We start from the raw sequence: 9,211 nt of genomic DNA on the forward strand, positions 1-9,211 counted from the left end.
CAGCGCACCTCAGACTTTTTCAACATTAACAAGGAAGGCCTTGAATTCTGGCGTTTGGGAATTTGCATCGCCCATGGCTGGTGTCAGCGTATTGGCTAAAAAGCCTTTACGCGTGGCGCCCTTAAAGCCCCAATGGCAGGGCACCCCAACCTGATCGACTTCCTGCCCCATCACATTCAGGCGTTTGAGCCGCTTTGTAACTACGGCCTTGGCCTCGATATACCCTCGGCGGGAAGATACCCGCACCGTGTCACCGGCGGAAACACCAAGCTTGCCCGCCAGACGTTCACCAATTTCTACAAACTGCTCTGGCTGCATAATGGCGTTAAGGTGCGAATGCTTTGTCCAGTGCCGGAACAGCTCCGTAATGGAGTACGTTGTGGCTACATATGGAAACTCTGAAGGATTACCCATACGCGGTATTTCATCGGCAAACTGCCGGGCCACCGGGTTGTGCCGCACTTTGCTGCCCAACGCCGGGGCCAATACCGGGCTTTCTGTTGGTTCATAATGTTCGGGGAAAGGTCCATCCACCAACGATGCCCCTGCAAACAGACGGCCCATACCTTCACTTTGCATAATAAACGGCCCAACACCGCTGCCTGGCGGCGATGTAAGTGGGTAATCAGGCACATCCGCCCCCCCCCAACGCTGGCCATTCCATTCAATAATCTTGCGGTGCGGATCCCACGGACGGCCTTGCGGATCCAACGATGCACGATTGTAAAGCAAGCGCCTGTTTGCAGGCCAAGCCCATGCCCAACCCGGTGTGTTGCCAAGCCCTGTATCTGTATTATCGCGCCGAGCCATCTGGTTGCCGGCTTCTGTCCAAGAACCCGCGAACACCCAGCAATAGCTGGCTGTTGTGCCATCATCTTTCAGCACGGAGAAATCAGGCAGCAACTCCCCTTTTTTTACAACCACCTTGCCTGTGGCATCCTGAATATCCGCCAAGGCATAACCGTTGGCTTCCTTCGCCACTTCCTCCGGCGTGGGATCTTCCGGATCCCGATAGTTCCACTGCATGTTCAGAACGGGTTCTGGGCATACGCCACCCTCCTTCGCATACAGGGCGCGTAGCTTGGTGAAGATGGTGCCCAGAATACGCCCGTCGTTCCAAGCCTCTCCCGGTGGCTGGGTGCCAGCATAATGCCACTGCAGCCAACGCGCGGAATTGACCACCGAGCCGTTTTCTTCTGCAAAACAGGAAGAAGGTAAACGGAACACTTCTGTCTGGATATCTTCGGGCCTTACATCATTGTAAACGCCCTCGTTCTGCCAGAAATTGGATGTTTCTGTATCTAGCGGATCTATGATGACGAGGAAACGCAACTTGGCCAAGCCATCGCGCATACGGTTTTTATCTGGCATGGCCGCAAGCGGGTTAAAGCCCTGTGCAATGTAACCGTTGACCTTGCCTTGCTGCATACGCTCAAAATAGGCCAGCATATCGTAACTGCGGTCCCACTTTGGCAGCCAATCATATCCCCAGTTATTGGAAGCTGTGGCGTGATCTCCCCATAGGGTTTTCATCAGGCTTACAAAAAACTTGGGCGCATTATGCCAGTAATTTACTTCCTTGGGTTCATCTGCCTTCGGAGTGACTGCTTGCAGGTAAGCATCCAATGTTTGCTGGCTGTCTTTAGGCAGATTCATATACCCAGGCAGACGCGTTGAAAGCAGCCCGAGGTCTGTATAACCCTGAATGTTCGAATGCCCGCGCAGAGCATTCAGGCCGCCACCGGGCATCCCCACATTACCCAGCAACATTTGCACCATAGATGCAGCACGGATGATCTGAGATCCATTGGTATGGTGTGTCCAGCCCAACGCAAACAGGAATGTAGATGTGCGATCTGGCACACTGGTAGATGCCAGAGTTTCACACACATGCAGGAAATCTTTTTCCGGCGTGCCTGTAATCTGAGAAACAAGTTCTGGTGTGTAGCGGCTGGTATAGTTGCGCAAAAGATTTAGAACGCAACGTGGATGCTGGAATGTAGGGTCCTGCTTGGCGAAGCCCTGTTCATCACGCTCATAATCCCACGAGGTTGTAGCGTAACTGCGCGTAGCAGCATCATACCCCGAGAATAAACCTTCATGAAAATCAAAGTCTTCGCGCACTATCAGCGCGGCGTTTGTGTATGCTTTTACATATTCATGCTGAATTTTATCATGCGTCAGCAGATAGTTAATAACGCCCAGCATAAAAGCGGCATCAGAACCGGCACGAATTGGCGCATAAAAATCTGCAACTGCTGCGCTTCGGTTAAACCGAGGGTCAACCACCATAACCTGTGCGGCATTACGGGTTTTGGCTTCCATAACCCATTTAAAACCAACAGGATGTGCTTCTGCCGGGTTACCACCCATAATCAGAACAACGTTGGCGTTTTTGATATCCACCCAATTGTTGGTCATTGCGCCACGACCAAAGCTGGCACCCAGCGCAGAAACCGTAGGGGCATGACAGAGCCGCGCCTGACAATCTAGCCCCAGAATACCCAACGCCCGCGCAAACTTAAAATCCAGCAGCCCGGTTTCATTACTGGCCGCAGAAGATGCCAGCATACCTGTACTCAGCCAGCGATTAACCAGCTCGCCTTTTTCATTCCGCTGGATAAAGTTTTTATCCCGATCATCCTTCAAAAGGCGCGCAATGCGGTCAGTCGCCTCTTCCCAGCTTATACGCTTCCATTCTCGGCTGCCGGGTGCGCGATAAGAAGGATATTGCAGGCGCGTTTCACTGTGAATGAAATCCACCAACCCCGCGCCCTTCGGGCACAAAGAGCCTCGGCTGACTGGATGGTCTGGATCACCTTCAATATGGAAAATGCTGGGCTTGGCATTTTTAGCGCCATCCCCCAGAGAATACATAAGTAAACCGCACCCAACAGAACAATAAGTACAGTTGTTGCGGGTTTCCTTGGCGCGCAGCAGTTTGTATTGGCGCGTTTCCTGTGCCAAAGCTTTAACTGGCGGCACAAAACCAAGCGCAACCGCACTGGCACCCGCCACACACGCGCCAGTATTCCGCAAAAACTCTCTGCGCCCCAAGGCCATGTAAACCACCCTGATGTTTTATTAAAAAACAGAATGAAGGTTATCTACATTTTCCTTAATGGAGCGTCTTTGATCCGGATCACATTATTTTAGATTTTAACTATATTTATAAATATACAGACACACAACAACTTGAATGAACACTGCACAGGGCACTGAATACTTAAATTAAAACATTAAATTAAAAACAGAATATAAGCAGTGATAAAAATACAGGCGGAGCATCATACATAGAAACAGAAAAATAATTCCGATTTCTAAATGATATTGTGTGTCTATACTCAAAACTTAACGTAGAAAACACACCATTCCACCGCACCAACAAAAGATGATGCCGAGAACTACTACGCTCACGTTAGAATAATATTTTATAAGGAAAAATTGGCTGGGGGACCTGGATTCGAACCAGGGCTGACCGGGTCAGAGCCGGTAGTTCTACCGCTAAACTATCCCCCAGCAAACTGGGCCTTACAGAAGCTCTTAAAGAGCGTTCCCGTTCGGTGAGGCTCATCTAGCATTCTGTTTTGGGGTGCGCAACCCCTTTTTCCAAAAGAATTTTCATTTTGTCACATATTTGTCTTGCTCCCTGCGCGTGAGAGCCCAAAATAAGAAACAATATGGTTTAACCTCTTGTTTAAGGACCGGACAGATGGATCGTCCCCCCTCCTGGACCGGCCGGTCTGGCAGATTTGTGTCGGCCTCTCCACCCTTTAGTGGAGAGGAAGATCTTTTTGCCGCGCTCGATCTGGGAACAAATAACTGCCGCTTAATGGTTGCAACCCAAACCGCGGGTGGATTTAGGGTTGTAGATAGTTATAGCCGTATGGTGCGGCTTGGAGAAGGTCTGCATCATACCGGAAAACTGCATAAAGCTGCCATGGAACGTACCATGGAAGCACTACAGACATGTGCAGATCGTTTAAGCAGATGGCCGGTGAGAGAAATCCGTGCCGTGGCAACGGAAGCCTGTCGGCGTGCAGAAAACGGAAAAACCTTTCTTCAACAGGTCCACCAGCGTACGGGTTTTGATATCAAGATTATTTCCGGGCGGGAAGAAGCCAGCCTTGCGGTAGAAAGCTGCGCCAATCTGCTGCACAATCCGCGCTTTGGGCCGCCGCGCAATCGGGCCTTGCTGTTTGATATTGGTGGAGGCTCAACTGAAATTGCATGGGTGCGCACGGATTCCACGCGCCAGACAGAAGAACTGATTGGCTATCTCAGCCTGCCGGTTGGTGTCATCACGCTTTCCGAGCAGTTTGGGCACGCATACAGCACGGATGATCGCGCTTACCGAAAAATGGTGGAGCACACGCGCCATCACTTGCGTGAGTTCGAGAACGTCTATCGGATCAGGCCGGAAATCCGGCGTAAGCAAACACGGCTGATCGGCACTAGTGGCACAGTTACAACGCTTGCCAGCCTTATCCTAAACCTGCCGCGCTATGCACGTGCAGCCGTAGATGGTTCCCTGCTTCCGGCAGCCAGTGCCAGACTGGCTGTGCGCACTTTACAAAAAATGGGGGCTGATGGCATTGCCCGACACCCCTGTATTGGCCCAGATCGGGCACCTTTTGTTTTGCCTGGCTGTGCCATATTTGAGGCCATTCACGATGTCTGGCCGGTAGAAGATATTATTGTTGCAGACAGAGGGCTGCGCGATGGCATGGTTTTGCGTATGATCCGCGGCAAATCGGGCATGGCTTCTCGCCGCAATCGTGCGTCTTTATCCATTCCCCCTCACCTTCGCCACTCCATGCAGGCAACAGGCTTATGACTGAAAAGAAAAACCGCCCCACAGGCAGTTCCACGTTGCGCGTACCTGGCCGTGCCCGCAAAAGCAGCGCAACGCCAGGCAGCCGCTTGGTGCAAAATGATTCTGATGCCCCGCAAAAAATGCGGGCACAATCAGTTTCATTACGCACCGCACGTGGGCGCACAACCGCCCAGCAACGCTGGCTCTCCCGGCAACTGAATGACCCTTACGTGCAGGCAGCACACAAACAGGGCTGGCGTTCACGCGCGGCGTTCAAGCTGATTGAACTTGATGATCGCTTCCACCTTATCCGTCCCGGTATGCGTATTGTAGACCTTGGCGCTGCTCCTGGTGGGTGGACACAGGTTCTGGTCAAACGCGGCGCCTCACAGGTGGTCGGGGTAGATCTTCTGCCCGTAGAACCTGTAGCTGGCGCAGAAATTATTGAAGGCGATTTTACGGACCCAGAAATGGATGCGCGCCTTATTTCGATGCTGGGCGGCAAAGCTGATCTGGTTGTCTCTGACATGGCCCCCAACACAACAGGCCATGCTCCAACAGACCATGTGCGGATTATTGGGTTGGCAGAAGAAGCCTTGCACTTTGCCTTTGATATTCTGGCAGAAGGTGGTGGTTTTGTTGCCAAAGTGTTTCAGGGGGGCTCCGAAAAAGCCATGCTCAACACTATGAAGCAAGCTTTCACACAGGTTCGCCACGCCAAACCTCCTGCAAGCCGTAAAGATTCCAGTGAGCTTTACGTGGTTGCAACCGGATTTCGTCCAGACCGCATCAACACACAGACCGCGTAGATTCTACGCGGTCTGCCGCTTTTATCTTAGCCCCAAAGCCAAGCTGCGCCTCTTACGCCTGAACTGTCACCATGCTTGTTTTTCAACAATTTGGTATTGCACTCAGGCGTAATGACGTAGCGCTTCATCACATCCGGCACGCGCTCATAAAGGCAATTGAGGTTTGATACCCCGCCACCCAGAACAATTGCATCTGGATCAAGAATATTCACGATAAGCGCGCAAGCGCGGCCTAGTCTATCTACATACAAATCCAAGGCGCGCTGGGCTGCTGCGTCACCATATGCTGCTGCATCCTCAATGCCCTGCACACTACGGTTCCCTGGGCCTTTCCATGATTCAGCCAAAGCGGGACCGCACAAAAATCGCTCCAGACAGCCAGAATTACCGCAAAAACATTTTGGCATAGGGAATTCATCTTCCCTCACCCACGGCAAGGGTGTGTGTCCCCATTCTCCAGCAATATCATGCAAGCCTTTTAAAGGTTTGCCCTCAACAATAATGCCGCCACCCATGCCAGAACCAAGAATCACACCGAATACCACATGGCATCCGGCCGCTGCTCCATCGGTTGCTTCTGACAGCGCAAAGCAGTTGGCATCATTTTCAACACGAACGGGAAAACCCAAAACATCCTGCAAATCATCAGCAAAGGGTTGGCCGTTCAGCCATGTCGCATTCGCATTTTTTACAAGGCGGGTATGCGCATCCACCGCACCAGGAATACCCACCCCAACAGTGGCATATGGGTTTGTGCGGGCATGCGCATCATCAACCAGTTTTTTCACGTCACTCAGCAGGCCCTTATACGTGCCAGGGTTGCCAACACGATGCCGCAAAACCACCTGCCCTTCGGCATCAAGAGCGACTATTTCGATCTTGGTGCCCCCAATATCGATTCCCAGACGGTAGTCCGACATACTTTTAACCTGCTGTTTTTATTAAACTTTTAACAGAACGTTTCCTGCTGCAAAAGAAAGTGGCACACTTTGCAAACAACATGCCACAACCTCCTACGCCAGGAACCAGCCAAGATGAATGAAACTGTTCTTGACGCACGCGGGCTTAATTGTCCACTTCCTGTGCTCAAGGCCAACCGCGTTCTCCGCACCATGCAGCCGGGGGAACGCCTTCGAATATTAGCAACAGACCGCGCTTCCATAACCGATTTTCAGGTGTTCTGCCGTGAAACAGGTCACGCCCTGATCGCCTTTACGGATGAAAACAGTGTATTCTGTTTTACCGTAAAATGCCGCGCCAGCGCGCCCGCAAATAAGCCAAACTAAAAAAATCCTGCCAGCCACACACCATCCAAGACTTGGCAGACCCCTGCATATCGGGCTATTGCCTGCCCCTCATGACGGATAGGAACCCCCGCGCCATGTCGGACAACATCAAATCACTGTCTTTCGAAGATGCGCTTTCCGAGCTGGAAAAAATCGTGCGCGGCTTGGAAGGTGGGCAGCTAAAGCTGGAAGATGCAATTACGGCCTATGAACGCGGGGCTGCCCTACGGCAACATTGTGAGGCCAAGCTTAGCGAGGCTGAGGCCCGCGTGCAGGCGATCGTGCAGCGGTCTGATGGAACGCTGAACATGAAACCTATGGACTGAGATGTCGATGACAAACCCGACACACCCCTCTATCAATCGTGCATCAGATAATGGCGCCCTGCTCAAGCAGGATATGGGGGCCCGCGCCCGCGTTATTGAACACACGATTGATACCTTGCTCCCCCTCACAACCGGAGGCGATGCGCGGCTGATCGAAGCTATGCGCTACGCAACACTTGGGGGCGGCAAGCGGTTACGTGGTTATCTTGCCATTGTAACGGCCAGCCTTTTTGGTGTTCCAGAAAGTCAGTCCGCGCGCGTAGCTGCCTCAGTTGAAATGCTGCACGCTTACTCTTTGGTGCATGATGATCTCCCTGCCATGGACGATGATGATATGCGCCGGGGCCAGCCTTCCGCGCATCGCAAGTTTGATGAGGCCACAGCCATTCTGGCCGGAGATGCCCTTCAAACCAAAGCATTTGAAATTCTGGCTGCCAGTCAGACCCATACAGATGCAAATGTGCGTATTGATCTGATTTCCGCCTTTGCTGAAGCCTCAGGCGCAGCTGGCATGGTTGGCGGCCAGATGATTGATATGGAAGGCGAAGGCCGCGCCCTTCCGCTTGAAGAAGTCCGCCATCTTCACGCACTGAAAACCGGTTGCCTGATCCGTTACTCCGCAGAATCCGGTGCCATTCTGGGACAAGCTTCCCCTGATCTGCGCCGCCGTCTGCGTTCCTATGGTGCAAATATTGGCGCTGCCTTCCAGATTGCAGATGACGTGCTGGATGCAACAGCCACGGCAGAAGAGCTGGGCAAGACTGCAGGTAAGGATGAAGCTTCAGGCAAGTCTACCTTTGTGGCCCTGCTGGGCATTGAAGGCGCCAAAGCAGAAGCTCTGCGCGTAACAGAAGAAGCCATTGCCGATCTGGAACCCTTTGGTGCACAGGCAGATCGTCTGCGTGATCTGGCCTATTATGTGATCGAACGGAAAAACTGAACTCATGACCAATCAGCCCCACACTTCACCGATTCCGACGTTAGGGCGTTTTCCTGCGCTGGACCGGGTTGAGTATCCGGCGGACCTGCGCAATCTCTCGGTTGAGCAGCTCAAGCAGGTTGCGGATGAGCTGCGGGCCGAAACGGTGGACGCGGTTTCCACCACGGGGGGGCACCTTGGGGCCTCTCTGGGTGTTGTGGAGCTGACAGTTGCCCTGCATGCGGTGTTTGACACCCCGGATGACAAGGTGATCTGGGATGTGGGCCACCAGGCCTACCCTCACAAGATTCTGACCGGGCGGCGTGACCGTATCCGCACCCTGCGCCAGCCGGGTGGCCTGTCTGGCTTTACCCGCCGCGCAGAAAGCAAATACGATCCGTTTGGCGCAGCCCATTCCTCCACCTCCATTTCCGCCGGACTCGGCATGGCCGTGGCCCACCACCTGCGGGCGGAGGAAGACCCCAGCTACCGCGAACGCAATGTGATTGCCGTGATCGGTGATGGCTCCATTTCCGCCGGTATGGCGTATGAGGCCATGAACAACGCCGCCGTGGCTGGCCCCGGTGCGGAACGGCTGATTGTCATCCTGAACGACAACGAGATGTCCATTGCCCCACCTGTGGGGGCGATGTCGAACTACCTGTCGCGCCTGATGTCTTCCCGCAAGTTCATGGGCCTGCGTGAACTGGCTGGCAAGTTCGTGAAAAAACTGCCCGCCCCTGTGGAACGCACGGCCCGCAAGGCCGATGAATATGCCCGCGGCATGATCACCGGCGGCACGCTGTTTGAAGAACTGGGCTTTTACTACGTTGGCCCCGTAGATGGGCATGACCTGCCGCAGCTGGTCTCTATCCTGCGCAACCTGCGCGATACGGATAACGGCCCCATCATGCTGCATGTCATCACGGAAAAAGGCCATGGCTTTCCATTTCCGCCGGTATGGCGTATGAGGCCATGAACAACGCCGCCGTGGCTGGTCCCGGTGCGGAACGGCTGATTGTCATCCTGAACGACAACGAGATGTCCATTGCCCC

General features: G+C 53.3%; 8 protein-coding genes, 1 tRNA gene and 1 pseudogene. 7 read left to right on the plus strand and 3 right to left on the minus strand.

Annotation, left to right across the window (positions count from 1 at the left end; genetic code table 11):
- Nucleotides 1-9: 9 nt before the first annotated feature.
- Nucleotides 10-3,063: a formate dehydrogenase-N subunit alpha gene (gene fdnG, locus APA10_RS07405; RefSeq protein WP_080587126.1), complete on the minus strand. Its 3,054-nt coding sequence runs from the start codon at nt 3,061-3,063 to the stop codon at nt 10-12.
- 382 nt (nt 3,064-3,445) lie between these two features.
- Nucleotides 3,446-3,519, minus strand: a tRNA-Gln gene (locus APA10_RS07410).
- Nucleotides 3,520-3,592: 73 nt separating this feature from the next.
- Here APA10_RS07410 and APA10_RS07415 point away from each other — a divergent pair.
- Nucleotides 3,593-4,837, plus strand: coding sequence for a Ppx/GppA phosphatase family protein (locus APA10_RS07415; RefSeq protein WP_174714325.1), 1,245 nt, complete (start codon nt 3,593-3,595; stop codon nt 4,835-4,837).
- Nucleotides 4,834-5,625 (plus strand): RlmE family RNA methyltransferase, encoded by a 792-nt coding sequence (locus tag APA10_RS07420; protein WP_003625426.1) that lies wholly within the window; start codon nt 4,834-4,836, stop codon nt 5,623-5,625. Before APA10_RS07415 ends, APA10_RS07420 begins: the two co-directional genes overlap by 4 nt.
- Before the next feature lie 26 nt (nt 5,626-5,651).
- Here the strand turns inward: APA10_RS07420 and APA10_RS07425 are convergent, their stop codons facing one another.
- Entirely contained in the window at nt 5,652-6,545 is an 894-nt protein-coding gene (locus tag APA10_RS07425; RefSeq protein ID WP_003630885.1) for an ROK family protein, read from the minus strand.
- Between the two features lie 114 nt (nt 6,546-6,659).
- Here APA10_RS07425 and APA10_RS07430 point away from each other — a divergent pair, with 114 nt between their 5' ends.
- The 5 genes and pseudogenes from APA10_RS07430 to APA10_RS15575 all read left to right on the plus strand — a co-directional run.
- Entirely contained in the window at nt 6,660-6,911 is a 252-nt protein-coding gene (locus APA10_RS07430) for a sulfurtransferase TusA family protein (RefSeq protein ID WP_003625422.1), read from the plus strand.
- 71 nt (nt 6,912-6,982) lie between these two features.
- A complete protein-coding gene (locus APA10_RS07435; RefSeq protein ID WP_003630879.1) occupies nt 6,983-7,237 on the plus strand; it encodes an exodeoxyribonuclease VII small subunit in 255 nt (84 codons plus the stop codon).
- Between the two features lies 1 nt (nt 7,238).
- Nucleotides 7,239-8,177, plus strand: coding sequence for a polyprenyl synthetase family protein (locus APA10_RS07440; RefSeq protein WP_035366464.1), 939 nt, complete (start codon nt 7,239-7,241; stop codon nt 8,175-8,177).
- 4 nt (nt 8,178-8,181) lie between these two features.
- Nucleotides 8,182-9,102 (plus strand): annotated as a pseudogene (locus tag APA10_RS07445) (1-deoxy-D-xylulose-5-phosphate synthase N-terminal domain-containing protein); the annotation flags it as partial.
- Between the two features lie 29 nt (nt 9,103-9,131).
- Nucleotides 9,132-9,211, plus strand: an 80-nt coding sequence (locus tag APA10_RS15575) for a hypothetical protein (RefSeq protein ID WP_408734813.1), incomplete at its 3' end; no start/stop codon positions are given.

The sequence above is a fragment of the Acetobacter pasteurianus subsp. pasteurianus LMG 1262 = NBRC 106471 genome (assembly GCF_000285275.1).
In the GTDB taxonomy this organism is placed as follows: domain Bacteria; phylum Pseudomonadota; class Alphaproteobacteria; order Acetobacterales; family Acetobacteraceae; genus Acetobacter; species Acetobacter pasteurianus.

Bases quoted from the DNA above. Each gene is read 5' to 3' on its own strand.
- APA10_RS07430 (WP_003625422.1), top strand. From the start codon at position 6,660: ATGAATGAAACTGTTCTTGACGCACGCGGGCTTAATTGTCCACTTCCT.
- APA10_RS07440 (WP_035366464.1), top strand. From the start codon at position 7,239: ATGTCGATGACAAACCCGACACACCCCTCTATCAATCGTGCATCAGAT.
- APA10_RS07425 (WP_003630885.1), bottom strand. From the start codon at position 6,545: ATGTCGGACTACCGTCTGGGAATCGATATTGGGGGCACCAAGATCGAA.
- fdnG (WP_080587126.1), bottom strand. From the start codon at position 3,063: ATGGCCTTGGGGCGCAGAGAGTTTTTGCGGAATACTGGCGCGTGTGTG.
- APA10_RS07420 (WP_003625426.1), top strand. From the start codon at position 4,834: ATGACTGAAAAGAAAAACCGCCCCACAGGCAGTTCCACGTTGCGCGTA.
- APA10_RS07435 (WP_003630879.1), top strand. From the start codon at position 6,983: ATGACGGATAGGAACCCCCGCGCCATGTCGGACAACATCAAATCACTG.